This is a genomic window from Streptomyces sp. NPDC033845 (genome assembly GCF_055576225.1).
Window position 1 is genome coordinate 369,412 of record NZ_JBVIRI010000007.1, and the last position, 25,535, is coordinate 394,946.

The 25,535-nt window shown below is 73.5% G+C and carries 24 protein-coding genes; 13 read left to right on the forward strand and 11 right to left on the reverse strand.

The window, feature by feature from the left end:
* Positions 1-4: 4 nt before the first annotated feature.
* The 7 genes from ACZ50K_RS18400 to ACZ50K_RS18430 form a co-directional block, all read right to left on the reverse strand.
* Positions 5-1,222, reverse strand: a complete 1,218-nt coding sequence (locus ACZ50K_RS18400; RefSeq protein WP_468903930.1) for a LamG domain-containing protein — start codon at positions 1,220-1,222, stop codon at positions 5-7.
* A 59-nt stretch (positions 1,223-1,281) separates the two neighbouring features.
* The gene (cseC, locus tag ACZ50K_RS18405) at positions 1,282-2,595 is read right to left on the reverse strand and encodes a two-component system sensor histidine kinase CseC (protein WP_468903931.1); all 1,314 of its coding nucleotides are present in this window, start codon (positions 2,593-2,595) and stop codon (positions 1,282-1,284) included.
* Positions 2,592-3,293, reverse strand: a complete 702-nt coding sequence (cseB, locus tag ACZ50K_RS18410) for a two-component system response regulator CseB (RefSeq protein WP_468903933.1) — start codon at positions 3,291-3,293, stop codon at positions 2,592-2,594. The genes cseC and cseB overlap by 4 nt, the downstream gene beginning before the upstream one ends.
* 15 nt (positions 3,294-3,308) lie before the next feature.
* A complete protein-coding gene (locus ACZ50K_RS18415) occupies positions 3,309-3,935 on the reverse strand; it encodes a hypothetical protein (protein WP_468903935.1) in 627 nt (208 codons plus the stop codon).
* A gap of 23 nt (positions 3,936-3,958) precedes the next feature.
* The gene (locus ACZ50K_RS18420; protein ID WP_468903937.1) at positions 3,959-4,516 is read right to left on the reverse strand and encodes a SigE family RNA polymerase sigma factor; all 558 of its coding nucleotides are present in this window, start codon (positions 4,514-4,516) and stop codon (positions 3,959-3,961) included.
* 183 nt (positions 4,517-4,699) lie between these two features.
* Positions 4,700-5,641, reverse strand: a complete 942-nt coding sequence (locus ACZ50K_RS18425) for an HhH-GPD family protein (protein ID WP_468903939.1) — start codon at positions 5,639-5,641, stop codon at positions 4,700-4,702.
* Between the two features lie 65 nt (positions 5,642-5,706).
* Positions 5,707-6,345, reverse strand: coding sequence for a phosphatase PAP2 family protein (locus tag ACZ50K_RS18430; RefSeq protein WP_468903941.1), 639 nt, complete (start codon positions 6,343-6,345; stop codon positions 5,707-5,709).
* Between the two features lie 177 nt (positions 6,346-6,522).
* Between ACZ50K_RS18430 and ACZ50K_RS18435 the strand changes: the two genes are divergently transcribed.
* The 3 genes from ACZ50K_RS18435 (at position 6,523) to ACZ50K_RS18445 (ending at position 8,944) form a co-directional block, all read left to right on the forward strand.
* A complete protein-coding gene (locus ACZ50K_RS18435) occupies positions 6,523-7,311 on the forward strand; it encodes a hypothetical protein (protein WP_468903943.1) in 789 nt (262 codons plus the stop codon).
* A 173-nt stretch (positions 7,312-7,484) separates the two neighbouring features.
* Complete coding sequence (locus ACZ50K_RS18440) at positions 7,485-7,958, forward strand: hypothetical protein (protein WP_468903944.1); 474 nt, start codon at positions 7,485-7,487, stop codon at positions 7,956-7,958.
* 54 nt (positions 7,959-8,012) lie between these two features.
* Positions 8,013-8,944 (forward strand): IS5 family transposase gene (locus ACZ50K_RS18445; protein WP_468904017.1). Its coding sequence is split into 2 segments (ribosomal slippage): positions 8,013-8,348 and positions 8,351-8,944, totalling 930 coding nucleotides; the frame shifts between segments, so codons are not numbered across the junction.
* Between the two features lie 15 nt (positions 8,945-8,959).
* Here the strand turns inward: ACZ50K_RS18445 and disA are convergent.
* Both disA and radA read right to left on the reverse strand, forming a co-directional pair.
* On the reverse strand, positions 8,960-10,084 hold the full coding sequence (disA, locus tag ACZ50K_RS18450) for a DNA integrity scanning diadenylate cyclase DisA (protein WP_468903946.1): 1,125 nt from the start codon (positions 10,082-10,084) through the stop codon (positions 8,960-8,962).
* Between the two features lie 235 nt (positions 10,085-10,319).
* On the reverse strand, positions 10,320-11,729 hold the full coding sequence (gene radA, locus ACZ50K_RS18455) for a DNA repair protein RadA (RefSeq protein WP_468903949.1): 1,410 nt from the start codon (positions 11,727-11,729) through the stop codon (positions 10,320-10,322).
* 189 nt (positions 11,730-11,918) lie between these two features.
* On the opposite strand from radA, the gene ACZ50K_RS18460 reads away from it, so the two are divergent.
* A complete protein-coding gene (locus tag ACZ50K_RS18460) occupies positions 11,919-13,718 on the forward strand; it encodes an RNA polymerase sigma factor (RefSeq protein WP_468903952.1) in 1,800 nt (599 codons plus the stop codon).
* 50 nt (positions 13,719-13,768) lie between these two features.
* Here the strand turns inward: ACZ50K_RS18460 and ACZ50K_RS18465 are convergent, their stop codons facing one another.
* Complete coding sequence (locus ACZ50K_RS18465; RefSeq protein WP_468903954.1) at positions 13,769-14,587, reverse strand: DUF3109 family protein; 819 nt, start codon at positions 14,585-14,587, stop codon at positions 13,769-13,771.
* A gap of 73 nt (positions 14,588-14,660) precedes the next feature.
* Between ACZ50K_RS18465 and ACZ50K_RS18470 the strand changes: the two genes are divergently transcribed.
* From ACZ50K_RS18470 to ilvD, 4 genes are all read left to right on the forward strand, one after another.
* Entirely contained in the window at positions 14,661-15,614 is a 954-nt protein-coding gene (locus tag ACZ50K_RS18470; protein WP_468903955.1) for a Ppx/GppA family phosphatase, read from the forward strand.
* A gap of 130 nt (positions 15,615-15,744) precedes the next feature.
* Positions 15,745-16,581, forward strand: a complete 837-nt coding sequence (locus tag ACZ50K_RS18475; RefSeq protein ID WP_468903957.1) for a sugar phosphate isomerase/epimerase family protein — start codon at positions 15,745-15,747, stop codon at positions 16,579-16,581.
* Positions 16,578-17,234, forward strand: a complete 657-nt coding sequence (locus ACZ50K_RS18480) for a TetR/AcrR family transcriptional regulator (RefSeq protein WP_468903959.1) — start codon at positions 16,578-16,580, stop codon at positions 17,232-17,234. Before ACZ50K_RS18475 ends, ACZ50K_RS18480 begins: the two co-directional genes overlap by 4 nt.
* A gap of 108 nt (positions 17,235-17,342) precedes the next feature.
* Positions 17,343-19,196 carry a dihydroxy-acid dehydratase gene (ilvD, locus tag ACZ50K_RS18485; RefSeq protein ID WP_468903960.1) on the forward strand — a complete coding sequence of 618 codons (1,854 nt, stop codon included), beginning with the start codon at positions 17,343-17,345 and terminating at the stop codon, positions 19,194-19,196.
* Positions 19,197-19,251: 55 nt separating this feature from the next.
* Here ilvD and ACZ50K_RS18490 read toward each other — a convergent pair whose 3' ends face one another.
* Positions 19,252-21,459 carry a serine/threonine-protein kinase gene (locus tag ACZ50K_RS18490; RefSeq protein WP_468903962.1) on the reverse strand — a complete coding sequence of 736 codons (2,208 nt, stop codon included), beginning with the start codon at positions 21,457-21,459 and terminating at the stop codon, positions 19,252-19,254.
* Between the two features lie 103 nt (positions 21,460-21,562).
* Here ACZ50K_RS18490 and ACZ50K_RS18495 point away from each other — a divergent pair, with 103 nt between their 5' ends.
* From ACZ50K_RS18495 to proC, 5 genes are all read left to right on the forward strand, one after another.
* Positions 21,563-21,871 (forward strand): peptidase, encoded by a 309-nt coding sequence (locus ACZ50K_RS18495; protein WP_468903965.1) that lies wholly within the window; start codon positions 21,563-21,565, stop codon positions 21,869-21,871.
* Positions 21,872-21,961: 90 nt separating this feature from the next.
* Positions 21,962-22,489, forward strand: coding sequence for a hypothetical protein (locus tag ACZ50K_RS18500; protein ID WP_468903967.1), 528 nt, complete (start codon positions 21,962-21,964; stop codon positions 22,487-22,489).
* Positions 22,490-22,544: 55 nt separating this feature from the next.
* The gene (locus tag ACZ50K_RS18505; RefSeq protein WP_468903969.1) at positions 22,545-23,417 is read left to right on the forward strand and encodes an ABC transporter ATP-binding protein; all 873 of its coding nucleotides are present in this window, start codon (positions 22,545-22,547) and stop codon (positions 23,415-23,417) included.
* On the forward strand, positions 23,414-24,151 hold the full coding sequence (locus tag ACZ50K_RS18510; RefSeq protein WP_468903972.1) for an ABC transporter permease: 738 nt from the start codon (positions 23,414-23,416) through the stop codon (positions 24,149-24,151). The genes ACZ50K_RS18505 and ACZ50K_RS18510 overlap by 4 nt, the downstream gene beginning before the upstream one ends.
* Positions 24,152-24,289: 138 nt before the next feature.
* Positions 24,290-25,099: a pyrroline-5-carboxylate reductase gene (proC, locus tag ACZ50K_RS18515; protein ID WP_468903975.1), complete on the forward strand. Its 810-nt coding sequence runs from the start codon at positions 24,290-24,292 to the stop codon at positions 25,097-25,099.
* Positions 25,100-25,535: the final 436 nt, after the last annotated feature.

The following is a 25,535-nucleotide window of genomic DNA, read 5'->3' on the forward strand; positions in this document are numbered from 1 at the left end:
CGGCTCAGAGCCAGGAGTGCGAGGGCTTCAGCTTCTTGTCGAGCCTGTTGTTCCGCAGGTCCGCCACCTGCTCCGGGGCCAGCGCCTGCTGCCACACCCGGACGTGGTCCAGCGGCCCGATCCAGGAACCGCTCCAGATGCCGTGGTGCCGGGCCCGCCCCAGCTGCACCGGACCAGGACCGGACCAGATCCCCTCGGGCACCGCGGCGGTCCCCACCGGCCGGTCGTCCACGTACAGGGCGATCTTCTTCGCCTCCGCGTCGTAGGTGCCGGTCAGCAGGGTCCACTCCTTGATCCCCTTCTCGGCGTCCCCGAGGACCTGCACGGCCGTGGACGCCGCGCCCTGGTCACCGGTCTGCACCCGGAACACCCAGGACTTCTTCCCGCCCGACTCCTCGAAGCCCAGCTCGAAGGTGTACGAGATGCCGTCGCCCTGGCTGACCGCGATCCGCGAGCCGCGCTGGGACACGTTGAACACACGGGCCGAGACGGTGAAGTCCCGGGTGATGTCCACGGCGGGCTCGGCGCCCTGCCCGTAGGAGTTCGCGCTCCCCTTGAACCGGACCTCGCTGCGCTTCTCCAGCTTGGCGACCGTCGCGTCGGTGCCGAGCGCCACGTGCAGCCGGCCGTTGCGGTCGCGCAGCAGATTGGGCTCGCCCTCCACCGTGGCGCTGTTCCCGCCGCCCGGCTTGTTCCCGCCGGAGGCCGAGCCGCTCGGGCTGGGGCTCGGGCTGCCGGAGACGGCGGCCGAAGGGGAGCCGCCCTGGTCGTCCTGGGTGCCGAAGAGCCACCAGCCGCCGCCCGCCGCCAGCGCGAACACCAGCACCCCCGAGCCGATGACCAGCGCCCGGCGCCGGCCCCGCCGGGAGTCGTTCCGGTCGGCGAGCGCCTGCCAGTCCGGCTGCTCGGCGGCCGGCGGCGGGAAGCCCTGCCGCGCATGGTCCGGCTGCGGGAAGTCGGGCTGCGGCTGCCAGCCCTGCTGCGGGGGCTGCTGCTGCCAGTCCTGGGCCCCGGCGGGCGGGAAGGCCGACGGTTCGGTGGGCAGACCGGCCGCCCAGGGCTGCGGGCCGGGCTCCGGCTGCTGGTACGGATTGGGCTGTCCGGACTGCGGGTACCCGTAGCCGCCGGGCGTCCCCCCAGCCGGGTATCCGTAGCCGCCGCTGCCCGGGTCCTGCCCCGGCTCCGGCTGCGGGCTGTTCGTACGATCCGTACCGTCAGTCATGGCACGGATGCTAGAACATGCGACCGGTGCGATGAACCGCCAGCCCCGTCACAGCCCCGTCACTGCGGCAGCCGCAGGATCGGGAAGCTCCCGGTGGCGGTCGGCGCGTGCTCCGGCAGCCACAGCACCGCCACCGCGCCCCCCGCCCGCCCCTGCTGGTCCGCCCCGCCCGGGGCGGCCACGTTGCGGAAGGTCAGCCGGGCGCCCAGCACCCGGGCCTGGCCCTCGGCGATCGTCAGCCCCAGCCCGTGGCCCACGCCCGCCCGGTCGGTCGAACCGGTGCGGAACCGGCTCGGCCCGTCCCGCAGCAGCGCCTCCGGGAACCCGGGCCCGTGGTCCCGCACCCGGACCACCCGGCCCTCCACGTCCACCTCGATCGGCCCCTTGCCGTAGCGGGCCGCGTTGGCGAGCAGATTGCCCAGGATCCGCTCCAGCCGCCGCGGATCGGTGCTGACGATCTCCGGGGCGACGATCCGGATGGCAGCCCCCGGCATCAGCGAGGCCACCCGCCGGCTGACGAAGTCGCCCAGGGCCACCTCCTGGAGCTCGGCCCGCTCGGACGCGCTGTCCAGCCGGGCCACCTCCAGTACGTCCTCCACCAGCGCCCGCATGGCCTGCGCCCGGTCCCGGACCAGCTCGGTGGGACGGCCCGGCGGCAGCAGCTCCGCCGCGGTCAGCAGACCGGTCACCGGGGTGCGCAGCTCGTGCGCGATGTCCGCGGTGACCCGGCGCTCGGCCTCCAGACGCTCCTGGAGGGCGTCCGCCATCGCGTCCACGGCCCGCGCCAGATCGTCGGTCTCGTCCCGGACCACCCCGCCGACCGCGTCCCGGACCCGGACGTCGGGATCGCCGTGCGCCACCCGGGTGGCGGCGGCCGCCGCCTTGCGCAGCCGCCGGGAGATCTGGCCGCCGATCAGCACCCCGAGGGCGGAGCCGCCGATGACCACCGCGAGGGAGCCGATCACCAGGGCCCGGTCGAGGTCGCGCATCATGTTGGCGCTCTCCCGGAACTGGCTGTGGATCGACAGCACCTGCCCGTTGCCCAGCGGTACGGCCGCCCACACCTCGGGGAGCCCGTTCGGGTTCTCCACCACATAGGTGCCGCGGCGCCCGCCGCGGGCCTTGTCGCGGAGCGCGGAGGGCAGCTCGGGGTCGTTGAGCTTGGCGCCCATCACCGGTTTGCGGCCGACCTCGGCGTTGCGCGAGATGAACTGCACGCGGTCCAGCTGGACCTCGCGCTGGTTGTCGAGCATCGAGACCCGGGCGGCGCTGTGCACCACCAGGCTGAGCGCCAGCGTGATCAGGGCGCCCACGGCGGCGATGGCCAGCGTGATCTTCCAGCGGATTCCCGTGCGGAGGGTGAACCGCTTCATCCCTTGAGCTTGTATCCGAAACCGCGGACCGTCTCGATCCGGTCCTGCCCGATCTTGGTGCGGAGCCGCTGGACGTGCACGTCCACGACCCGGGTGTCGCCGCCCCAGTCGTAGTCCCAGACCCGCTCCAGCAGCCGGTCCCGGGAGAGCACGGTGCCGGGCGCGGAGGAGAACTCCAGCAGCAGCCGCATCTCGGTCGGGGTGAGGGCCACGGCGGCGCCGTCCTTGCGGACCTCCATGCCCTCGGTGTCCACCTCCAGGTCGCCGAAGGACAGCACCCCGCGCTCCCCGGCCGGCCCCTCGTCCGTCCCGCCGCCGGGGCCGCCCGCGTGCCCGAAACGGCGCAGCACGGCCCGGATCCGGGCCACCAGCACGGAGCCGTCGAAGGGCTTGGTGACGTAGTCGTCGGCGCCCGCCTCCAGGCCGAGGACCACGTCGATGGAGTCCGCGCGGGCGGACAGCATGATGACCGGCACGGTGGACTCGTCGCGGATCCGCCGGCAGAGGCTGACCCCGTCCATGCCGGGGACCATCACGTCCAGCAGGGCGATGTCGGGCCGGTTCGCCCGGAAGGACTCCAGGCCCAGCAGCCCGTCGGGCATGGCGGTGACCACGAACCCGTCGCGTTCCAGCGCCAGGGTCGTGGCCTCGCGGATGACGTCGTCGTCCTCGACGAACAGGACATGGGTGTCGGCCATTGCGGGAGCCTCGCCTCAGTTCTTCTCTGTGACGGCCGGGGCGGGCTGGCCCCCGCCGTCGACCACGTTGCTGTAGTCCGTGTGCACCCGGTCGTGCTCGGTGAACTTCCCGCCGGCCCAGCGGTAGGTGACGACGTCCTCCCCGGAGGGGTAGGCGAGGGCGTCGCTCTTGGCGTAGACCGGCTTGGTGAGCACCAGGTCGCCGCGGTCGATCTCGGCGTAGACGGGCGGCTGCTCGTCGGCGAAGACGTTCTCGTACCGGCCCTCGTCCTCGCGGTAGACGTACGAGCCCAGGCCGACGGCGTCGGCGCAGGACAGCACGTTGACCACCACGTCGTCGACCTCGTTGCCGGTGACCTTCCCGTAGCTGACGTCGATCGGGTACTCCTTGCCCGCGCAGGGCTTGAGGTCCCGTTTGATCTCGGAGCTGACCTTGGGATCGGCCTTGAGCAGGGCCACCGGGTCGACGGCCGAGAAGGCGGACTCGGCGGAGCCGATCCCGGGGGAGTGCGCGGGGGTGGGCGCGTTCTTGGCCACGGCCTCGGTACGGGCCGGGCCACCGTCCTTCAGACCGGTGCCGCCGGAGGAGCAGCCGACCACGAACAGCACGGAGCCGACGAGGACCACGGTCCCCGTCGACACCAGTACCAGCGAACCTCTGCCACTCAGGCCGCGCACCGCTCCCGCCCCTCGTCACGTACGTGGTCACCGCGCTCCAGCGCGCGCAGGTCCAGGTCCCGGCTCTCCAGCTCCTGCCGGAGGCGGGCCAGGGCCCGGTGCAGCGTGCTCTTCACGGTTCCCGCCGACATCCCGAGCGCCGCGGCCGTCTCCTCGGTGCTCATCTGCTCCCAGTGTCGCAGCACCACCACGCTGCGCTGCTTGGGCGCGAGCACCTTGAGGATGTCCATCAGCAGGGCGCGGTCGGCGCGCTGGTCCGAGCCGTCCTCGACGCTGGCGTCGGGGAGCTGCTCGGTGGGGACCTCTTCGAGCTTGCGGGCCCGCCACCACTCGGTCCGCGTGTTGATCATGACGCGGCGGAGGTAGGCGTCGGCGAGGGACTTGTCGGCGATGCCGTCCCAGCGGCCGTAGGTGCGCACCAGGGCGGTCTGGAGGAGGTCCTGGGCGTCGGTCGGGTCCGGGACCAGGCGCCGGGCGCTGCGCAGCAGCGCGTCCTGCCGGGTGCGGACGTACTCTTCGAATTCGAGTACCTCGCCGTGCGCCATCTCAGACCGCCTCCGTTCCGTTACCGCTCCGCTTCCCTGCCTGTGGATCCGAAGGTACGGAGGGCTTGTCACGGGGCTGTGCGGTCCTGACTTCGGTGGACGCACGGCTGGCCATAGGTTGTGTAACAGCGGTGCTGTGACACCCGGCCGGGTCGGCCGGGCCGGGTCGGCCGGGCGGCCGGATCAGGTCAGCGGGAGCCGGTACTCGCCGCCGTCCAGGGGTTCCACCAGGCCGTCGGAGACCAGTCCGTCCAGGGCGCGGGCCCGCTGCACCGGTTCCTCCCAGACGGTGTCCAGGACGGCCCGCGGCACCGGGCCGACGGCCTCCCGCAGGACCGCGAGGAGCTTTCCGCGGACCTGGCGGTCGGTGCCCGCGTAGGTCTGGCCGCGGCGGGCCGGTCCCTCGTGCGGGGGCTTGCCGGCCAGCCGCCAGGCGCACAGCCGGGCGACCGGGCAGCGCTCGCAGTCGGGGGTGCGGGCGGTGCAGACCAGGGCGCCGAGCTCCATGGAGGCGGCCGCCCAGCGGGCCGCGGTGGCCTCGTCCCCGGGCAGCAGTTCGCGGGCGAGGCGGCGCTCCGCCGCGGTGGTGGCGTTCGGCGGGTACTCCACCCCGGTGGTGGTCCGGGCGAAGACCCGCCGGACGTTGGTGTCGAGGACCGGGTGCCGCTGTCCGTACGCGAAGGAGGCCACGGCGGCCGCCGTGTACTCGCCGATGCCGGGCAGCGAGAGCAGCTGCGCGTGGTCGCTGGGGACGTCCCCGCCGTGCCGTTCCGTTATGGCGACGGCGGCGCCGTGCAGCCGCAGGGCCCGGCGCGGGTAGCCGAGCCGGCCCCAGGCGCGGACGGCCTCGCCGGGCGGTTCGGCGGCCAGGTCGGCGGGGCGGGGCCAGCGGGCCAGCCACTGCTCGTACACCGGCAGCACCCGTTTGACCGGGGTCTGCTGGAGCATGAACTCGCTGACCATGACCCCCCAGGGGCCGGCTTCCGGGCGGCGCCAGGGCAGGTCGCGGGCGTGCTGGTCGAACCAGGCGATGACGGGGGTGTGCAGCGGGTGCGCGCCCTCGGCGGGGAAGGTGCCGGGGGCGGGGCGCGGGCTGGTCGCGGTGGTCTCGGGAGTCGCAGTCATGGCAGTCCGCATCCTGGCACGGATCGGGGGTGCGGCGCCGGGTGACCCCGGGGGCGGCGGCTCGATCAGGGCCCGTGGACCAGGGCCGGGCGGTCGGTCCGGTAGGTCGGTCCGGCGCCGGCGAACCAGCGGGCCGCACCGTTGCCGCTGTGCCGGGCGGTGGTGACCAGGGCGGCGACCGGACCGGTGAGCAGCACGGTCAGCAGGGCGGCCAGCGAGCCGCCGAGCAGCAGGCCCATGGCCACGTCGTGCGGGTAGTGCACGCCGACGAACACCCGGGAGAAGGCCATCAGCAGGGACATCGGCACGGTCAGCCAGACGAGTCGCGGCAGGGCCATGGCCAGGGCGATGGCGGCCGCGCCGGCTATCGCGGAGTGGTTGCTGGGGAAGGACCAGTCCCCGGTGGGCGGGCATTCGACCAGGGAGCGGACGGCTCCGGCCACCGCTCTGCACGGCCGCTCCTCCTGGACCGTGGACTTCACGCTCTCCGAGGCCACGTATCCCAGCGCGGTGACCAGCGGGGCCAGTACGGCGAGGGCGGTGGTGCGCGCGTCCAGGGAGCGGGAGCGCCACCACACGGCGATGAACAGCCCACCGAAAAGGAGGAGTCCGAGTTCGGTCCACACCTCCGCGGTGAACTGCGCCCAACCGGGGGTGGTCCGCGCGTAGTCGGTGATGTCACGGTAGAGGTGCGAGCTGTCCATGGTCACGGAACGTACGCAAAGCGGAGGGAGTTCCGGGATGATCATCGGCAAAACTCGACGATCACCGGCATGGGGGGCGCGGTTCGGGCCGCGGATTCTCGTAAAGTTCCCTCCGTGGGATCACTGCGCAATCCGGTCGGGCCGCTTCCCTCCTCCATCTACTGGCGACGGAGGGCTGTGCTGGCGTCCGTCGCCGCGCTCATGGCGCTCCTCGCCGTATGGACCGTCACCTCCGGCGGAGGCGGGGTGAACGACAACGGCAAGGGGTCCGGCGGGCCGGATCCGATGGCCTCGATCACGCCCGGCGGGCCCGGCAAGGGTCCGGCGATCAGTCAGGCCCCGGGCGGCCGCGAGGAGTCGGCGTCCGGCGGCTCCGGATCGGGACCGGGCTCCGGCGCGGGCGGAAGCAGAACCGGAACGGACGCCACCGCGGGGACCGGCAGCGGCACCGGCACCGGGAAGAACGGTGAACCGGGCGGCGGGGACCCCACCGGACCCGGCTCCGGGACCGCGGCCGGCTCGGCCGGCGGCCCCGACCAGGTCCCGGCCGGCTCCAGCCTGCCCACCTGCCCCCCGAACGCCCTCCAGTGGGAGGTCAGGAGCGCGAAGAACGAGTACGAGGCCGACGAGCGCCCCAAGCTGGAACTGGTCACCCGGAACACCTCCGGCACCACCTGCAAGGTCGACCTCGGTCCGGACCAGGCCGTGCTGACGATCCTTCAGGCCACCAGCACCAAGGCCGTCTGGTCCTCCGACCACTGCCCGGCCGGCCCCGGCAGCGCCTTCTACCGGGTGTCCGCCAAGGGCCAGACCAGCCGGACCCTGGAATGGGACCGCAAGTTCAGCGCCGCCGACTCCTGCGCCACCCCGCCGCCCGGCAGCGCCGCACCGGACACCTATGTGGTCGAGGTGAAGTCCCCGGGGATGCCGGTGGCCCGCACCTCGTTCGTCCTCAAGCGGGACTAGGGACCGGCTGGAGCGCAGCGCCTAGGGCCTGTCCGGGCGATCTCCGTAACGCGGTCGACGGGCCTGGCCACCTCAATCCGGGACGTCGAGCAGAGCCCGACGCCAGGCAGCGGCGTTGTCAGTCCCCGCCGCTATCGTTCGCGCGTTCACGATCATCAGGGAGGGGTGGCTCGATGGGTGCCAGCGGATGGGACTACGTCACCAGGTACGACGGCGATGCAGAGGCGGCCTTGGCGACACTGCAGGCCAGGGTGTTCCAGGAGGAGTACGGCAGTGATGCCCGATACCGAAGCCTGGAGGACCTCTACGAGGACGAGGAGTTCATGGGGACCGAGGGCACCCATACGATCCTCGACATCGACAGGGTTGTTGCCACGGATGACCCGCCGACGAGGTCCGGTATCGCTGACTACGGCACCCTGCGCCCTCTGGCTCTCAACCGCGTGATGCACCACTTCGGCACAAACCGACCGTCGGTCGAGCAGTATGAGGAACTCGCCGCTGCTGCCAATGAGGCTGCGAGCCACGAGGAGCACGAGCAAAGCCTGCTCGGCGAGTGTCAGATGCGGTGGACCGGTTACTACATCGTCCTCTACTCCAGCGACAGGCCGACTCACCTGGGAATCTTCGGATTCTCAGGAGACTAGGACTGATCCGGCAGAGCATGCGACTGACTCTTGCTGCTGATCGTTCCTATGGACATGGGGCGGGGCGATCTGACGGATGCCGAGTGGGAACGACTGCGGCCGTTCCTGCCGGTCAGCAACGGGCGTTGCGGCAGGTGGCGGGATCACCGGCAGGTGATCGACGGGATTCTGCACCGGGTGCGAACCGGAGTTCAGTGGCGTGACCTGCCCGAACGGTTCGGTCCGTGGAAGACGGTCTACGAACGCCACCGCCTGTGGTCGGCCGACGGCACCTGGGAACGGCTGCTCCAGCAGGTGCAGGCCGCGGCCGACGCGGCCGGTGAGATCGACTGGGACATCTCGGTCGACTCCACCATCGCGCGGGCACATCAGCACGCGGCCGGCGCCCGCACCGAACCGCCGCCAACCCCCGCCTCAAAAGGGGACGCAGCGGCAGAACACCAGCACGAGACGCCGTGGTGGGGTCTCGCCGCCCGCCTGGTGGAGGTGGTGCAGGAGGTGAGGGCCTGGGCCGCTCGCGCGGCGGGTTCACCACCAAGCTCCACCTGGGCGCGGACGGCCGCTGCCGCCCGCTGTCTCTGATTGTTACCCCAGGTCAGCGGGCGGACTGCACGCAGTTCATCGCCGTGATGGAGAAGATCCGAGTGCCGAGACTCGGGCCGGGCAGACCACGCGTGAAGCCGGAAAGCCTCGCTGCCGACAAGGCATACAGCAACGGGCCCGTCCGTGAATACCTTCGGCGCCGAGGAATCCGCCACGCGATCCCGGAGAAGACCGACAGCCAGGCCGCCCGCCTACGCAAAGGATCACGCGGAGGACGGCCACCCGGCTTCGACGAGGAGCGGTACAAGAAGCGCAACACCGTCGAGCGGACCATCAACCGCCTGAAACAGTCCCGGGCGGTCGCCACCCGCTACGACAAGCGCGGCTACGTCTACCTCGGCACCGTGACCGCCGCAGCAATCGTCATCTGGCTTCGAACATGATCGACCGGACAGGTCCTAGACGTAGCGCTCCAGGATCGAGGACTCGGCGAGCCGGGACAGCCCCTCACGGACGCTGCGCGCCCGGGCCTCGCCGACCCCGTCCACCGTCTGGAGGTCGTCCACGCTGGCGGCCAACAGCTTCTGCAGCCCGCCGAAGTGCTCCACCAGCCGCTCGATGATCGCCCCGGGCAGCCGGGGCACCTTCGCCAGCAGCCGGTAGCCGCGCGGCGAGACCGCCGAGTCCAGCGTCTCCGGGGAGCCGGTGTAGCCCAGCGCCCGGGCCACGATGGCCAGTTCGAGCAGCTCCGGGTGGGTCAGCGCGTCCAGTTCGGCCAGCGCCTCGTCCACCGTGCGGGAACGCTTCGCCGTCGGCTCCGGCACGTAGTCCCGGATCACCAGCTCGCGCTCCTGCTCGATGCCCACGGTCAGCTCGTCCAGCTGGAGCGACAGCAGCCGGCCGTCGGTGCCGAGCTCCACCACGTACTCGGCGATCTCGGTGGCGATCCGGCGGACCATTTCCAGCCGCTGCGCGACCGCCGTCACGTCGCGGACGGTGACCAGGTCCTCGATCTCCAGCGCGGACAGGGTGCCCGCCACCTCGTCCAGCCGGAGCTTGTAGCGCTCCAGGGTGGCCAGCGCCTGGTTCGCCCGGGACAGGATCGCCCCCGACTCCTCCAGCACCCGGCGCTCCCCGTCCACGTACAGGGCGATCAGCCGCATCGACTGGGACACCGACACCACCGGGAACCCGCACTGCTTGGACACCCGGTCCGCGGTCCGGTGCCGGGTGCCGGTCTCTTCGGTGGGGATGGAGGCGTCCGGGACCAGCTGCACACCGGCCCGCAGGATCTTCGTCAGGTCCTTGTCCAGGATCAGCGCGCCGTCCAGCTTGCACAGCTCGCGCAGCCGGGTCGCGGTGAACTCCACGTCGAGGACGAACCCGCCGGTGCACATGGCCTCGACGGCCTTGTCCATGCCCAGGACGATCAGCCCGCCGGTGTTGCCGCGGACGATCCTCTCCAGGCCGTCACGCAGGGGCTGACCAGGGGCGACGGCGGAGAGCGAGGCCCGCATCAGGGCATCGTGCTTGGAGCTCGCGCCGGGCTTCCCGGGGGCTGATGCCCCGTCCTTGGCTGCCACTGCACTCCTCCGGTCGCGGGTTGCGCCGCCGCACCCCGGGTGGGCGTGGAGCGGGCGGACCAGCACAAAGTCTACCGGCGCGGGCCCCCGCCCTGCCGGTGGTTACCGCGCAGCGCCCGGACGGGGCCGCACCGGGGGGCCCGCCGGGGTGCGCCGGGAGCACCCGCCGGCACCCCTCCGGCACCTCTCCGGAGCCGCTCCGCCGCCCCCGCCCCGCCCCGCCGGCACCCCGCCGTCAGCCCTCCTTCGGCTCCTTCGCGGCCCGGCGGCCGCGCGGCAGCACCCGCAGCGCCTCGCCCATGTCCGCGACCTCGGTCACCTTCATCCCGGCCGGCACCTTGCCCGGATCGGCCGGGACCAGGGCGTGGGTGAACCCCAGCCGGTGCGCCTCGGCCAGCCGCCGCTGCACCCCGGTGACCCGCCGGACCTCGCCCGCCAGCCCGACCTCGCCGATGGCGACCAGGTTCTTCGGCAGCGGGACGTCGCTGGCCGCCGAGGCCAGGGCCAGCGCGATCGCCAGGTCGGCGGCCGGCTCCGTCAGCTTCACCCCGCCCACCGTGGCGCTGTAGATGTCGCGCTTGCCCAGCGCGGTGATCCGCCCGCGCTGCTCCAGCACCGCCAGCATCATCGAGACCCGGGAGGTCTCCAGACCCGAGGTGGTGCGCCGGGGGGACGGGATCTGCGAGTCCACCGTCAGCGCCTGCACCTCCGCGACCAGCGGGCGCTTCCCCTCCAGGGTCACCGTCAGACAGGTCCCCGGCACGGCCTCCGCCCGCCGGGTCAGGAACAGCCCGCTGGGGTCGGCGAGTCCGGTGATCCCCTCGTCGTGCAGCTCGAAGCAGCCGACCTCGTCGGTGGCGCCGTACCGGTTCTTCACCCCGCGCACCAGCCGCAGCCGCGCGTGCCGGTCCCCCTCGAAGGAGAGGACCACGTCGACCAGGTGCTCCAGCAGCCGGGGGCCGGCGATCGCCCCGTCCTTGGTGACATGGCCGACCAGCAGGGTGGCCATGCCGCGCTCCTTGGAGGCCCGGATCAGCGCCCCGGCCACCTCCCGGACCTGCGCCATCCCGCCTGGCGCCCCGTCGATCTCGGGGGAGGCCACGGTCTGCACGGAGTCCAGCACCAGCAGCGAGGGCTGCACGGCGTCCAGATGCCCGAGCACCGCCGACAGATCGGTCTCGGCGGCCAGGAAGAGATGGTCGTTGAGGGCCTTGATCCGGTCCGCCCGCAGCCGCACCTGACTGGCCGACTCCTCACCCGTCACATAGAGGGTGCGGTGCCGGTCGCTCGCCGCCTTGGCGGCCACGTCCAGCAGCAGGGTGGACTTGCCCACGCCCGGCTCCCCGGCCAGCAGCACCACGGCCCCCGGCACCAGACCCCCGCCGAGCACCCGGTCCAGCTCGTCCACCCCGGTGCTCCGGGCCGTCGCCTGCCGCCCGTCGACCTGGGCGATCGGCAGCGCCGGGGCCGACACCCGGCCGGCCGCCGTGGTCCGCACGGCGGGCGCCCCGCCCTGCTCCTCCACGGTGCCCCAGGCCTGGCATTCGGGGCACCGCCCGAGCCACTTCGCGGTGGTCCAGCCGCACTCGGTGCAGCGGTAGGACGGCCGGTCCTTGGCGGATGAGCGGGATGTACGGGCAGCCATGCGCCCCACCGTAGCCGCAGCCACCGACACCACCCGGCGCGCGCCCGGACGGCGGCCGGACGGCGGCCGTCCCGCCGGAGCGTGCGACGTCAGCACAGCTGTCCTGTTTCAGGCGATCTGTTCACCCGTAAGGATTAAAACTCCCGAAGGCTTCCGGGGGGTCACCGGCGCGCCGCCTACGGTCACCGGGTGAGCAGCAGCAGTCAGGCACAATCCGCCCCGCGCACCGGCGCGCACCGGGCGCACGGACGCGCGCTCCCCGAGGGGGAGCAGCCGCCCGCCTCCCGCCACGAGCCCTATCTGGACGGGCTGTTCACCTACTGCCTCTCGGTGCTGTGCGACCACGGCGCCGCCGTGGAGGTGCTGGCCGAGGTCCTCGCGGTGGCCGAGCGCCATCCCGGGCGCTGCCCCGGCGAGGGCGAGCGGCGGTCCTGGCTGTACGCGCTGGCCCGCTGGGCCTGTCTGCGCCGGCTGGCCGAACAGCGCCGGATCCGCCAGGGGCGCGGTACGCACACCGGCGCGCACGCCCCGGAGCGGCCGGCGGGCGCACCGGCCGCGGGCAGCGGAGAACCGGAGGCGGACCACGCCGACCCGGCGCCCGGGGCCCTGGCCGAGCGGGCCGAGCGGGCCGCCGCCAAGGAGGCCGAGACCGCCCGCCGGAGATCCGAACTGGCCCGGCTGGCCTGGCCGGAGGCCGCCGGCACCACCCCCGAGCAGCGGGAGGCGCTGGAGCTGGCCGTCCGGCACCGGCTCGGGGTGCCCGAACTCGCGGCCGTTCTGGGCACGGCCCCGGCCACCGCCCGCGACCTGCTGTCCGGCGCCGCCTGCGAGGTGGAGCGGACCCGGGCCGCCCTCGCCGTGGTCGAGACGGGCAACTGCCCGGCCGTCGCCCGGCTGACCGGGGACAGCCAGGTGCTGCTGTCCACCACCCTGCGGGCCGAGCTGGTCCGGCACGTGGACGACTGCCCGCGCTGCCGCCGGGTCGCCGAGCGGGTCGGGGCCGGCGGCCCCTGGCCCGGCTCCGGCGGCACCCGGACCACCGCCCTGCCGCTGGTCCCGGCCCCCCGGGGCGCCGTGCACGCTGCGGTCCCGGGCGCCGCCCGGTCGGCCGGCCCCCGGTTCACCCGGACCGGGTTCCCGATGGACCCCAAGGACCGGGCGGCCCGCCGCGACCGGATCCGGGCCCGCGCCCTCACCACCACCGTGGTCGCCACCGTGGTCGCCGCGCCCGTACTGGCCCTCTGGGCCTCCTACCGGGGAGCCCCGGACACCGACGGGCCGGCCGCCGGAGCCACCCGGATCTCGGCGAGCGAGTCGGAGATCCCGCTGCGGGAGGAGGTCCCGGACTCCGGGTACCACGACGCGGGGGACCCGGACCGGGCCGGCACCGGCACCGGCGGGGACCCGGGGTTCGGGACGGCCGGCCGGACCCCCGACGTCTCCGTGGAGGTGATCAGCACCGGCGCCCCGGCCACCCCGGCCGGCCCCGGCGCCCCCGCCCGGATCCACATCGAGGCGGCCTCCCGCGGCGGTGTCACCTATCTACGGCTCACCGCCGCCGGCCGCGGCCCGGCCCACTGGCGGCTCTGGTCGGACGCCCCCTGGCTGCGGGCCGAGCGGACCGAGGGCACCCTGGCCTCCGGAGAATCGGTCACTCTGCGGATCACCGTGGACCCGCACGCCGAGCCGGTCGGGGCCTGGACCGGCCGGGTGGGAGTGGAACCGGGGGACGCGGTGATCGCCATCCAGGGCCGGGGCCGTCCGGCCCTGCCCACCCCCGGGCACCCGGACCCGACCCGGCCGCCGGCGACCCAGCGTCCGGAACCGACGCCGACCCCGACGCCCACCCCGGAACCGACGCCCACGCCCACGCCGACCCCGGAACCGACGCCCACGCCGACCCCGGAACCCACCCCGAGCTCCACCGGTTCACCGGACCCCGGGCCCACCGGCGGCCCGGCCTCCCCGGAGCCCTCCCCGGCCGGCTGACCGGGGAAGCCGACCGGGGAGGGCTCCGGGGCCCGGTACGCGGCCGGGGGTCAGCCGGCCGGAGCCGCCGGGACCACGGGGTCCGCCGGATGCGGGGCCATCGGCAGCAGCGAGGCCAGCCGGGCCTCGCACAGCTCGACCAGCGCGTCGTAGCCCGCCTTGCCCATCAGCTCGGTCAACTCCGCCCGGTACGACACGTACACCGGCTTCCCGGCGCCGTGCGCCGAGGTCGCCGAGGTGCACCACCAGTGCAGGTCGTGGCCGCCCGGACCCCAGCCGCGCCGGTCGTACTCGCCGATCGACACCTGGAGCACCCGGGTGTCGTCCGGCCGCTCGATCCAGTCGTACGTCCGCCGGATCGGCAGCTGCCAGCACACGTCCGGCTTGGTCTCCAACGGCTCCTTGCCCTCCCGCACGGCGAGGATGTGCAGGGAGCAGCCGGCCCCGGCCGGGAACCCGGGCCGGTTCAGGAACACGCAGGCGCCCTTCCACCGGCGGGTCTGCTTGTCCCCGTCCTCGTCGAGCTGGGTCCAGCCCGTCTCGCTGCCCACGTCGTGGAACTCCCACAGCTCCGGGGTCAGCCGTGCCACGTGCTGCGCGACGCGCTTCTCGTCGTCCTCGTCGGAGAAGTGCGCGCCGAGGGTGCAGCAGCCGTCGGACGCCCGCCCGGCCTTGATCCCCTGGCAGCCGCTGCCGAAGACACAGGTCCAGCGGGAGGTCAGCCAGGTCAGGTCGCAGCGGAAGACCTGTTCCTCGTCGCCCGGATCGGGGAACTCCACCCATGCCCGGGGGAAGTCGAGGCCCTTCTCATCGGCCTCGACGGCCTCAGCGGGGTTCTTCTTGGTCTTGGCCTTCTTCGTATTTGGCACGAAACCAAGCGTAAGCGCGCTCCACGCTCGTCTTACGTCACCCATACGCGTGGATGCCAGTAGCGTTTCGCGTATGAGACTCGGTGTCCTTGACGTGGGTTCGAACACGATCCACCTGCTGGTGGTGGACGCGCACCCCGGCGCGCGCCCGCTGCCCGCGCATTCGCACAAGGTGGAACTGCGGCTGGCGGAGCTGCTCGACGAGCACGGGGCGGTGAGCCCCGAAGGCGTCGAGCGGCTGGTCTCGTTCCTCGCCGGCGCGGTGCAGGCCGCCGAGGACAAGGGCTGCGAGGAGGTCCTCCCGTTCGCGACCTCCGCGATCCGCGAGGCCACCAACGCGGACGAGGTGCTCGCCCGGGTGAAGGCCGAGACCGGAGTGGACCTCCAGGTGCTCAGCGGGGAGGACGAGTCCCGGCTCACCTTCCTCGCCGTCCGCCGCTGGTTCGGCTGGTCCGCCGGCAAGCTGCTGGTCCTCGACATCGGCGGCGGCTCCCTGGAGATCGCCTACGGCATGGACGAGGACCCGGACACCGCCGTCTCGCTCCCGCTGGGCGCCGGCCGGCTCACCTCGGGCTGGCTGCCCGGGGACCCGGCGGACCCGGCCGACGTGAAGGCGCTGCGCCGGCACGTCCGGGCGCAGATCGCCCGTACGGTCGGGGAGTTCAGCCGGTCCGGGACGCCCGACCACGTGGTGGGCACCTCCAAGACCTTCAAGCAGCTGGCCCGGATCGCCGGGGCCGCCCGCTCGGCGGAGGGGGTCTACACCCAGCGGGCCCTCAGCCGGAAGTCCCTGGAGGAGTGGGTGCCCCGGCTGGCCGCGATGACCGCCGGGCAGCGGGCCGCCCTGCCCGGGGTCTCGGAGGGCCGGGCCGGGCAGCTGCTGGCCGGGGCGCTCGTCGCGGAGGGCGCCATGGACCTGTTGGGGGTGGAGGAACTGGAGATCTGCCCCTGGGCGCTGCGCGAGGGCGTGATCCTGCGCCGGCTGGACCACCTCCCCGCGCCGAGCCCGGAGCCGGTCGCCCCCTGACCCGCGCCGGCCGCCCGTGATCCGGGCCGGTCGCCCGTACGCCCGCGTCGGTCGCCCGTACGCCCGGGCCGGCCGTCCGTGCACCCGGAGCCGGTCACCCGGTAGAGGGCTTACCCGTACCCTGTTGCCCGTGGCAGAACCAGTCCGGATCCCCGACGCGAAGGTCGCGTTGTCCACCGCCTCGGTCTATCCCGAGTCCACGGCGACCGCCTTCGAGATCGCCGCGCGCCTCGGCTACGACGGCGTGGAGGTGATGGTCTGGACGGACCCGGTGAGCCAGGACGTGGACGCGCTGCGCCGGCTCTCCGACATCCACGGGGTGCCGGTCCTCGCCGTGCACGCCCCCTGTCTGCTGATCACCCAGCGGGTGTGGTCCACCGACCCGTGGACCAAGCTCCAGCGGGCCCGGTCGGCGGCCGAGCGGCTGGGCGCGAGCACCGTGGTCGTCCATCCGCCGTTCCGCTGGCAGCGCCAGTACAGCCGGGACTTCGTCTCCGGGATCTGGCGGATGGCCGAGGAGACCGAGGTCCGGTTCGCCGTGGAGAACATGTACCCCTGGCGCTACCGGGACCGGGAGGTCCTCGCCTACGCCCCCGAGTGGGACGTCACCAAGGACGACTACCGGCACTTCACCGTCGACCTGTCGCACACCGCCACCGCCCGCACCGACGCCACCGCGATGGTGGACCGGATGGGCGACCGGCTCGCCCACGTCCACCTCGCCGACGGCAACGGCTCCGCCAAGGACGAGCACCTGGTGCCCGGCCGCGGCACCCAGCCCTGCGCGGAGCTCCTGGAGCGCCTCGCCCGCGGTGGTTTCGACGGCCATGTGGTGATCGAGGTCAACACCCGGCGCGCCATGTCCTCCGCCGAGCGCGAGGCGGATCTCGCCGAGGCGCTGGCCTTCACCCGGCTGCACCTGGCGAGCGCCGGCGCCCCGGACCCGCACCGGATCCCCCGCCCGTGACCGGCGCACCCGACATCTCCGCGGGATCCGGCGACGCCGTCCCGGCCAAGCGCCCGCGCCGCGGCCCCGGCCGCCCGCCCCGGGACGAGGCGGACGCCGGCCCGAGCACCCAGGAGCGGATCCGGCTGGCCGCCCGCGAGGTCTTCGCCGAACGCGGCTACGACAAGACCTCGGTCCGCGGCGTCGCCAAGACCGCCGGGGTGGACCCGGCCCTGGTCCACCACTACTTCGGCACCAAGGACGACCTGTTCGCCGCCGCCGTCGAGATGAGCATGGAGCCCGCCCTGGTCGTCCCCGCCCTCCTCGGCGGGGGACCGGACGGCATCGGCGAGCGGCTGGCCCGCTACTTCCTGGGCGTCTGGGAGAACCCGGTCACCCGGGAGCCGCTGCTCGCCGTCATCCGCTCCGCCCTCACCCACGAGGCCGCGGCGACGGTGCTGCGCCGGCTGGTGCTCCGCCGGCTGCTGGAACGCGTCGCGGCCGACCTGGACGTCCCCGACCCCACCTTCCGCGCCGAGCTCGCCGCCTCGCACATGGTGGGCATCGCGATCCTGCGGTACGTGCTGAAGGTGGAGCCGCTGGCCTCCGCCGAACCGGAGGCGATCGTGGAGCTGGTGGCCCCCACCCTGCAGCGCTACCTCACCGCCGTATGACCGCCTGATGAGCCCGCCGTCCCGGCATGCGGACACCCTGTCCGCATCCTGAAGGCGGGGGCGTAATCTCGTAATCAGCCGTACACCGCTCTATGGGGAGTGAACCCGATGCCCGAGTTGAGGTCCCGAACCGTCACCCACGGCCGCAATATGGCGGGCGCCCGCGCCCTGATGCGCGCTTCGGGGGTAGCGAGCGAGGACATCGGGAAGCCGATCATCGCGGTCGCGAACTCCTTCACCGAGTTCGTCCCCGGCCACACCCACCTGGCCCCGGTCGGCCGGATCGTCTCCGAGGCCATCCGTGCCGCCGGCGCGATCCCCCGCGAGTTCAACACCATCGCGGTCGACGACGGCATCGCCATGGGCCACGGCGGCATGCTGTACTCCCTGCCCTCCCGCGACCTGATCGCGGACTCGGTGGAGTACATGGTCGAGGCGCACTGCGCCGACGCCCTGATCTGCATCTCCAACTGCGACAAGATCACCCCCGGCATGCTGATGGCCGCCATGCGCCTCAACATCCCGGTGGTCTTCGTCTCCGGCGGCCCGATGGAGGCCGGCCAGGCCACCCTGGTCGACGGCACCGTCCGCAAGCTCGACCTGATCAACGCGATCGTCGACGCGGTCAACGAGAACGTCTCCGACGAGGACGTCCTCCGCATCGAGGAGAACGCCTGTCCGACCTGCGGGTCCTGTTCCGGCATGTTCACCGCCAACTCGATGAACTGCCTCGCCGAGGCCATCGGCCTGGCCCTCCCCGGCAACGGCTCGGTGCTCGCCACCCACACCGCCCGCCGCGCCCTCTACGAGGACGCCGGCCGCACGGTCGTGGAGATCACCAAGCGGTACTACGAGCAGGGCGACGAGTCGGTGCTGCCCCGCAGCATCGCCACCCGCGAGGCCTTCGAGAACGCCATGGCCCTGGACATCGCCATGGGCGGCTCCACCAACACGATCCTGCACCTCCTCGCCGCCGCGCAGGAAGCCGGCCTGGACTACGACCTCAAGGACATCGACGAGGTCTCCCGCCGGGTCCCCTGCCTCGCCAAGGTCGCGCCGAACGTGGCCCCCGGCGGCACCTACTACATGGAGGACATCCACCGGGCCGGCGGCATCCCCGCCATCCTCGGCGAACTGCACCGCGGCGGACTCCTCAACAAGGAGGTCACCACCGTGCACTCCGAGGGCCTGGAGGACTGGCTCGCCGAGTGGGACGCCCGCTCCGGTACCGCCTCGGAGACGGCCATGGAGCTGTGGCACGCCGCCCCCGGCTGCAAGCGCTCCGCGACCGCCTTCTCCCAGTCCGAGCGCTGGGACACCCTGGACCTCGACGCCGAGGGCGGCTGCATCCGCTCCGTCGAGCACGCCTACTCCAAGGACGGCGGCCTCGCCGTGCTCCGCGGCAACATCGCCGTCGACGGCTGCGTGGTCAAGACGGCCGGCGTGGACGAGTCCATCTGGACCTTCGAGGGCCCGGCCGTGGTCTGCGAGTCCCAGGACGAGGCCGTGGACAAGATCCTCACCAAGCAGATCAAGGAAGGCGACGTGGTCGTCATCCGCTACGAGGGCCCGCGCGGCGGCCCCGGCATGCAGGAGATGCTCTACCCCACCTCCTTCCTGAAGGGCCGCGGCCTCGGCAAGGCCTGCGCCCTGGTCACCGACGGCCGGTTCTCCGGCGGCACCTCCGGCCTCTCCATCGGCCACGCCTCCCCGGAGGCCGCCTCCGGCGGCACCATCGCCCTGGTCGAGGACGGGGACCGGATCCGCATCGACATCCCCAACCGCTCCATCGACCTGCTGGTCTCCGACGAGACCCTGGCCGCCCGCCGCGAGGCCCTCGGCGGGGTGTACGCCCCGAAGAACCGCGAACGCAAGGTCTCCGCGGCCCTCCGCGCCTACGCGGCCATGGCCACCAGCGCCGACAAGGGCGCCGTCCGGGACTTCACCCTTCTGAACGGCTGACCCGCCACCCGCACGCGAACGGCCCCCGGCCCCTCAGGCCGGGGGCCGACGCGTCTCACCAGGAGGCGGGGCCGGCCGTGGGGACCGCGAACACGGTGCCGTCCGGGGCGGTGGCGAAGGCCCGGCCGGCGGCGGCCACCGGGGCCGGGCGGGTGCCCGCGTAGGTGTCCCGGCCGGTACCCATCCGCGGATCGGTCTGGCCGACCAGCCGGCCCGCGGCCGCGTCCACGGCCAGCAGCCGGCCGTCCCCGGCCGCGAGCAGCACCAGACCGTCGGCGGCCACCGGCCGGGAGGCCACGCTCACCCCGGTCTCCAGCCGCCAGCCCCCGCCGCCGGGCCGGACCGCCGCCAGCGACCCGGACGTCCCGAACAGGTACACCGTCCCGTCCCGCCCCACCGAGCCCTGCGCCTGGAGCAACGGCACGGAGAGCGGCAGCCTGCGCACCGTACGGCTGCGCAGGTCCACCCGGAGCACCGCCCCGGTCCGCTCCCGCAGATCGCCCACCATCAGGTACAGCCCGCCGTCGGCCACCCCGACCGGCCGCAGCAGACCCTCCGCGCGCAGCCGCCACCGCACACCGCCGTCCGCCGGATCCACCGCGGCCACCCGGCTGCCGGAACCGTCCGCGTCGGGGGTCGCCAGATACACCGAGTCCTCGCCCGGCCACCACACCGAACCGGTCCCGCCCACCTTCGCCGACCACCGCTCGCGCCCGTCGGCCGCGTCCAGCGCGGTCACCCGGCCGTCCACCCCCGCGAGCAGCACCCGCGATCCGGCGGGCACCACCTGCGCGCCGGACGGCAGCGGCCTGCTCCAGCGCTGCGCCCCGGTCGCCGGGTCCAGCGCCCGCAGCGGACCGCCGCCGTCCGGCGGCACCAGCACCAGACCGCCGGCCGACAGCGGCGCCCCCGGCCGCCCCGTCCCGGTACCGCCCTTGCCGCTCCCGGATCCACCCGCCGCGGGCACGCTCCACCGCACCGTCCCGTCCGCCGGGTCCAGCCGGGCCGCCGCCACCCCCGCGCCCGAGCAGTACAGACCGCCCGCCGCCCAGGAACAGGCCGGCGCCCGGCTCGACTCCGACGCGGTCGCCGATGCCGACGGCCCGCCCAACCGCGCGGTCCAGGGCGTGAACGCCGCCGCCGATCGCGGCTCGCCGGAGGCCTTCGACCCCGGCCCGGGCGACCCGCCGGGTCCGCCGGCCACCGCGTCCTGCGGACCGAACCAGGCGTACCCGCCGACCGCGCCCCCCACCAGCAGCAGCCCCGCCCCGAGCATCCCGGCCCCCCGCAGCACCCGGCCCCGGCCCCGCAGCACCCGGCCCCGCCGCCCCGCGCCCGCGCGCGGCGCGGCACCGGCCGCCACCCGCCGGTGGGTGACCTCCTCGGGCACCTCGGGCACCGCCGGCCGCCGGGGAGCCGGTATGAAGGCCCGGGTGTCCTCCGAGGTCGGATAGGCGGCCGCCCGCAGCGCCACGATCAGCTCGTCGGCGGACGGCCGCGCGGCCGGGTCCTTGGCCAGGCACCGCTCCACGATCGGGGTCAGCCCGGCCGGCACCCCGGTCAGATCGGGCTCGTTGTGCACCACCTGGTAGGCGACGATGTAGGGGCTGTCGGAGTCGAAGGGCCCCCGCCCGGTGGCCGCGTGCACCAGGACCGCGCCCATCGCGAACACGTCCGCCGCCGGACCGACCTCCCGGGGCCGCTGGAACTGCTCGGGCGCCATGAACGGCGGGGTGCCGATCAGCTTCCCGGTCTCGGTGCGCAGATCGCTGTCGTAGGGCCGGGAGATCCCGAAGTCGATCACCTTCGCGCCGTCCGCCGCCATCAGCACGTTGCTGGGCTTCAGATCCCGGTGCACCACCCCGGCCCGGTGGATGTCGCGCAGGGCCTCGGCCAGTCCGGCGCCCAGCCGGGCGAGCTCCGGCCCGGTCAGCAGCCGCTCCCGGGCCTGCTCGGCGAGGGTCGGCGCGTCGATGAACAGGGTGGCCATCCAGGGCCGCTCGGCGTCCGGGTCGGCGTCGACCACGGGAGCGGTGAAGGCCCCGCTCACCCGGCGGGCGGCGGCGATCTCCTGCCGGAATCGGGCACGGAACTCCGGGTCCACCGCGTGTTCCGCGTGGACCACCTTGACGGCGAGTCTGAGCCCGGAGGCGGAGGTGGCCAGATGGACGACTCCCATGCCGCCGGAACCGAGTACGGATTCCAGCCGGTAGTGACCGGCGTACTCGGGAAATCCGGACTGCTCCGCGCGCAGCGACTGCATCGCCCACCACCCCCGCCGGAGCCTAGCCGATGGCCCCTGGCATCCCGCAGGAGCCTGCTACCCTGCGCGAGTTGTCGGGGGACGCACCACAGGGGGGATCGGAATGTCGGTCGAGAACCAGCCAATCGCAGCCGAAACGGCGGCCGAGGCCGCGGGCGGCGGCTACCCGTCCTTTCCGGTCGCGCCCGGCTACCGGGTGAACGTCCGCAGCGGCCCCGGCACCCAGTACTCCGTGGTCCGGGTCCTCCCGTACAACGCCTGGGTGACGATCAACTGCCAGACCACCGGCACCCGGGTCACCGGCCCCTACGGCACCTCCTCCATCTGGGACTGCGTGGGCAACGGCGAGTTCGTCTCCGACACCTACGTCAAGACCGGCAGCGACGGATACGTGGCGGTCCGCTGCGGCTAGGCCGTCCCTTCCGGAAGGAGGCGGCCCGGGGGTGTCCGGTGGGTGGGCCGCACCCCCGCTCCGCGCGCCGCGCGGGGGATAATCGCTGATGTGAGCGACGAGCAGCGAGACCAGAGCCCCGCCGAGCCGGCCGCCCCCGCGGTCCCCGAGGGCCCCCAGCCCGAGCCGATCAAGTTCTTCGGCACCACCTGGGTCGACCACGACGGCGGTTACGCGCTGCGCCGCGCGGGCATGGCGGCGGGCTCGCTCGTCACCGCGGTGGCGGGCGCACTGCTGCTGCGGTTCGCCTACGAGGGCCTGGAGATCGGCGACGTCGGCCCGTTCCTCTCCATCTCCGTGGTGGTGCTCTTCGCGGTCTGCAGCGCCATCGCCTTCGCCAAGACCTGGGACTCCTTCTCCCGCCGCCCCAGGCCCTCCTCCGACGAGGCCTCCCTCAAGGGCCTGAAGGCGATCGGCTTCATCGGCTCCCTGATCGCCTACTTCCTGCGCTGCCTGACCGAGGCGCCGGGCGAGAAGCTGCACCGCACCGAGTACGAGACGGCCGTCCGCGAGTACACCCGCCGCCGCAGCGCCCGTACCGGCAATCCGGCGGCCCGCCGCCCCAAGCGCAAGAAGTAAGGGCGCTCCGCACACCGGTTGACGCCCCGGCACCCCCAGGAGCATTATTCATCACATGATGAATAAAACCCCGGGTGCTCACGAGGACCCTCCCGGCCCCGCCGTCCGGGCCCGCGGCCTCACCGTCCGCCGCGGCACCGGCCGCACCCTCCGCACCGTGCTCGACACCCTCGACTTCGAGGTGCCGCGCGGCCGCATCACCGGCCTGCTCGGCCCCTCGGGCTGCGGAAAGTCCACCCTGATGCGCTCCATCGCCGGCACCCAGGCCCATGTCACCGGCACCCTCGACGTCCTCGGCCGCCCCGCCGGCCACCCCGCCCTCCGCTCCCGCATCGGCTACGTCACCCAGGCACCCTCCGTCTACGACGACCTCACCGTCCGCCAGAACCTCGACTACTTCGCCGCCGTCCTCGACCCCGGCCGCGCCGCCGCCGGCCGACGCGCCGAAACCGTCCGCCGGGCCATCGCCGACGTGGACCTCACCAGCCGCGCCGACGCCCTCGCCGGCCGGCTCTCCGGAGGCCAGCGCAGCCGGGTCTCCCTCGCCGTCGCCCTCCTCGGCACCCCCGAACTCCTGGTCCTCGACGAACCCACCGTCGGACTGGACCCGGTCCTCCGCCGCGACCTGTGGAACCTCTTCCACGAGATCACCCGCACCCGCGGCGCCACCCTCCTCGTCTCCTCCCACGTCATGGACGAGGCCGAGCGCTGCCACGAACTCCTCCTGATGCGCGAAGGCCGGATCCTCGCCCAGGACACCCCCGAAGCCCTCCGCACCCGCACCGGATCCGAAACCGTCGAAGCCGGCTTCCTCCGCCTGGTCGACGCCGCGACCACCGCCGCGACCACCGCCGTGATCTCCGCCGCGACCGCGGTCACCACGACCACCACGGACCCGGCGGCCACCACCCCCGAGGGGACCCGATGAACGCCGCCCGCACCACCGCCACCGCCGCCAGGGTCCTGCGCCAGCTCCGCCACGACCCGCGCTCCATCGCCCTGATGCTGCTGGTCCCGGTCCTGATGCTGGTCCTGCTCCGCTACGTCTTCGACGGCAGCCCGCGGACCTTCGACAGCATCGGCGCCGCCCTGCTCGGCATCTTCCCCCTCATCACCATGTTCCTGATCACCTCCATCGCCACCCTCCGCGAACGCACCTCCGGCACCCTGGAACGCCTCCTCGCCCTCCCCCTGGGCAAGGGCGACCTGATCGCCGGCTACGCCCTCGCCTTCGGCGCCATGGCCGTGCTCCAGTCCCTGCTCGCCACCGGCACCGCCCTCTGGCTGCTCGGACTCGACGTGGTCGGATCCCCCTGGCTGCTCCTCCTGGTGGCCCTCCTCGACGCCCTCCTCGGCACCGCCCTCGGCCTCTTCGTCTCCGCCTTCGCCGCCTCCGAGTTCCAGGCCGTCCAGTTCATGCCGGCCGTGATCTTCCCCCAGCTGCTGCTCTGCGGCCTGTTCGCCGCCCGCGACGCCATGCAGCCGGTCCTCTCCGCCCTCTCCGACGTCCTCCCCATGTCCTACGCCGTCGACGGCATGAACCAGGTCCTCACCCACACCGACATGACCGCCGCCTTCGTCCTCGACGTCACCGTGGTCGCCGGCTGCGCCCTGCTGGTCCTGGCCCTCGGCGCCGCCACCCTCCGCCGCCGCACCGCCTGACGGCCCGACCGCCCCGACCCTCCCCGCCCCGACCCTCCCCGTCCCGCCCTGACCACGGAGCGGACAGCAGGGCCCGGGAACGGCACCGGGTGCGAGGATGAGCGGATCAGCACAGACCGCTCGGCGAGGTGAGTCCGCATGACCCAGACAGTCGCAGTCCTCGGTACCGGCAAGATCGGCGAGGCCCTCCTCAGCGGGATGATCCGCGGCGGCTGGCCCGCCGGGAAGCTCCTCGTCACGGCCCGCCGCCCGGAACGCGCCGAGGAGCTCCGCACCCGTTACGGGGTGGAGGCCGTCACCAACGCCGAGGCCGCCAAGCGCGCCGACATCCTGATCCTCACGGTCAAGCCGCAGGACATGGGCAAGCTCCTGGAGGAACTCGCCCCGCACGTCCCCGCCGACCGCCTGGTGATCAGCGGCGCGGCCGGCGTCCCCACCGCCTTCTTCGAGGAGCGGCTGGCGAGCGGCACCCCGGTGGTCCGCGTCATGACGAACACCCCCGCCCTGGTGGACGAGGCCATGTCCGTCATCTCCGCCGGCAGCCACGCCACCGCCGCCCACCTCCTGCACACCGAGGAGATCTTCGGCAGCGTCGGCAAGACCCTCCGGGTCCCCGAGTCCCAGCAGGACGCCGCGACCGCCCTCTCCGGCTCCGGTCCCGCGTACTTCTACTTCCTCGTCGAGGCGATGACCGACGCCGGCATCCTGCTGGGCCTGCCCCGCGCCCAGGCCCACGATCTGATCGTGCAGGCGGCGATCGGAGCGGCCGTGATGCTCCGCGACAGCGGAGAGCACCCGGTGAAGCTCCGCGAGGCCGTGACTTCCCCGGCCGGCACCACCATCAACGCGATCGTCGAGCTGGAGAAGCACGGCGTACGGGCCGCCCTGATCGCGGCCCTCGAAGCCGCCCGGGACCGCAGCCGGGAACTGGCTTCCGGCAACAGCTGACCGCCCCGGCCACCCCCGGCGGGCACCGGCCCGCCGGGGGTTGACACACCTGTCCCAGGTCCGTAAGGTTCTTCGAGTTGTCCGAAGTGAGCGCCGACCCCGGTCGGTCCCCGGACAGCCATTCCGCAAGACCCATTCGAACGAACGACGCACTGTGTCGTCTCGTTTTCATGCGTATTTGCGAATGAGGAATCCGTGCCCGAGAGGGCCGGCCCCGATTAGGTCGGGAGCCGGGGAATCCGCTAAGGTCTCACCTCGTCGGAAGGGCCCAACAGCCCGGAAGACAAACCCCGCTGACTGGGAGTCAGGCCCGAAAGAGTCTGATAGAGTCGGAACCGCCGGAAAGGGAAACGCGAAAGCGAGAACCTGGAAAGCACCGAGGAAATCGGGTCCGAAAAGATCTGATAGAGTCGGAAACGCAACAACGAAGGAAGCG

Coding starts and splice junctions, on each gene's coding strand:
- ACZ50K_RS18400 (WP_468903930.1), bottom strand. CDS start 1,222: ATGACTGACGGTACGGATCGTACGAACAGCCCGCAGCCGGAGCCGGGG.
- proC (WP_468903975.1), top strand. CDS start 24,290: ATGACCCAGACAGTCGCAGTCCTCGGTACCGGCAAGATCGGCGAGGCC.
- ACZ50K_RS18440 (WP_468903944.1), top strand. CDS start 7,485: ATGGGTGCCAGCGGATGGGACTACGTCACCAGGTACGACGGCGATGCA.
- ilvD (WP_468903960.1), top strand. CDS start 17,343: ATGCCCGAGTTGAGGTCCCGAACCGTCACCCACGGCCGCAATATGGCG.
- radA (WP_468903949.1), bottom strand. CDS start 11,729: ATGGCTGCCCGTACATCCCGCTCATCCGCCAAGGACCGGCCGTCCTAC.
- cseB (WP_468903933.1), bottom strand. CDS start 3,293: ATGGCCGACACCCATGTCCTGTTCGTCGAGGACGACGACGTCATCCGC.
- ACZ50K_RS18425 (WP_468903939.1), bottom strand. CDS start 5,641: ATGACTGCGACTCCCGAGACCACCGCGACCAGCCCGCGCCCCGCCCCC.
- ACZ50K_RS18470 (WP_468903955.1), top strand. CDS start 14,661: ATGAGACTCGGTGTCCTTGACGTGGGTTCGAACACGATCCACCTGCTG.
- ACZ50K_RS18510 (WP_468903972.1), top strand. CDS start 23,414: ATGAACGCCGCCCGCACCACCGCCACCGCCGCCAGGGTCCTGCGCCAG.
- ACZ50K_RS18430 (WP_468903941.1), bottom strand. CDS start 6,345: ATGGACAGCTCGCACCTCTACCGTGACATCACCGACTACGCGCGGACC.
- ACZ50K_RS18420 (WP_468903937.1), bottom strand. CDS start 4,516: ATGGCGCACGGCGAGGTACTCGAATTCGAAGAGTACGTCCGCACCCGG.
- ACZ50K_RS18490 (WP_468903962.1), bottom strand. CDS start 21,459: ATGCAGTCGCTGCGCGCGGAGCAGTCCGGATTTCCCGAGTACGCCGGT.
- cseC (WP_468903931.1), bottom strand. CDS start 2,595: ATGAAGCGGTTCACCCTCCGCACGGGAATCCGCTGGAAGATCACGCTG.
- ACZ50K_RS18495 (WP_468903965.1), top strand. CDS start 21,563: ATGTCGGTCGAGAACCAGCCAATCGCAGCCGAAACGGCGGCCGAGGCC.
- ACZ50K_RS18505 (WP_468903969.1), top strand. CDS start 22,545: ATGATGAATAAAACCCCGGGTGCTCACGAGGACCCTCCCGGCCCCGCC.